Source organism: Actinomycetota bacterium, from assembly GCA_005774595.1.
Lineage (GTDB): Bacteria > Actinomycetota > Coriobacteriia > Anaerosomatales > D1FN1-002 > D1FN1-002.
In genome coordinates this window covers 1-1,269 of sequence record VAUM01000447.1, presented here as the reverse complement: position 1 = coordinate 1,269, position 1,269 = coordinate 1, and the positions used below count along the sequence as shown (strand labels likewise).

2 protein-coding genes are annotated in these 1,269 nt (G+C 70.5%); both read left to right on the top strand.

From position 1 onward, the window contains the following. Positions 1–58: 58 nt before the first annotated feature. Entirely contained in the window at positions 59–658 is a 600-nt protein-coding gene (locus FDZ70_10855) for a hypothetical protein (protein TLM65774.1), read from the top strand. 30 nt (positions 659–688) lie between these two features. Continuing rightward, the coding region (locus FDZ70_10850; protein TLM65773.1) for a hypothetical protein at positions 689–1,269 on the top strand (581 nt) is incomplete at its 3' end.

Here is a 1,269-nt window from a genome sequence, read left to right as displayed (position 1 = left end):
CAAGCCGGCGCCCGCGCTCACGGTCTCGGGCCCGATGGGGCTCTTCGAGTCGCGCTCGATGAGTGCTCAACTGTCGATTCTCGATCCCGTGACCGCGCGCGAGGTCCTCACCCGGGTGCTGCGGGCGGTGCGTCCGGAGAAGGTGCAACCTGAGGCGGTCGTGCTGCGGGACTTCCTTGCCGCTGCGGACCGGCTCGCCTCCGACCCGGGCGTCCAGCAGTCGCTCCGTCTTGTGTTGTCCGCGCCATTCGCGGCTGCCGACAGGACCCTCGCCGGACTGCAGGCCGCCGCATCGGGCGACGATGTGATCGCATCGGAAGCACGCTACCTCATCGCCGCGATCCAGGTGCTGTTCGGGAGGGCGAAGGACGCCGACAGCGCGTGCGCAGTGGCATCAGCGGCGGCCGACGACCGTCGCACGCTCCTCTGCGCGGCCGTCTCACGCCAGGCCCTCAGCGATCTGGACGGCGCAGCGGAGTTGGCCGGCCGGATCACCGCCGACGCCTCGGACCCGGTCCTGACTGCGGTCGCGACGGGGCTGCAGGCGAAGCGGCGGTTCCTCGTGCCGGCTCAGTCGCTGCCCCGAGGCTTCATGGCCGTGGCGATGGTGACCGTGGTGGCGACGGGGTTCTTGCCCACACTGCTCCGTCGGATCTAGGGCGGACCGACACACGAGAGGACGGCGCGGGTGGACACGGTCTCAGCGCTCCGCAGGATCTACATGCGCGTGGTCGTCGTGCTCGTGTCGGCTCTGGGCTTCGCCGCCGCCGCCGCGTTCGTCCCGGACATCGTGCTGCGGTTCGGCGGCCGCGTGGTCGCGGAGTCCGCGACGTGGCTGCTGATCGCGCCGCTCTTCTGGCTGCTGGTCGGTGTCGTGTCGCTCGCGAAGCAGGCCACGCCGTCCGGGTCCGGCTGGACGGACGGGACCGACGAGGGTTCCGACCTGCTCAAGCGGCTCAATGCGAACGTGGGCGCCAAGGAGGTCCTGGTCATCGCCGGACCCCTCATCGTGTGCGGGCTGCTCGCCTTGGGCATCGGCGCGTTCACGAGCCCCTCGATCAACTTCATGACCACCGACCCGGCGGGCAACGTGTACCTGCAGGCTGGCGAGCGCGTGTTGGTCTCCGATCCGTCCGGCCGTGTCCTCGCGCAGGTCAGCCTCCGCGAGGCGCGGATCAAGGTGCATGGGCTCACGGAGATGCTCGCAACGGACCCGGAGCACATCTACCTCGCGGACGCCGACGAGCAGGCCGTGTACCTCGTGGGCGG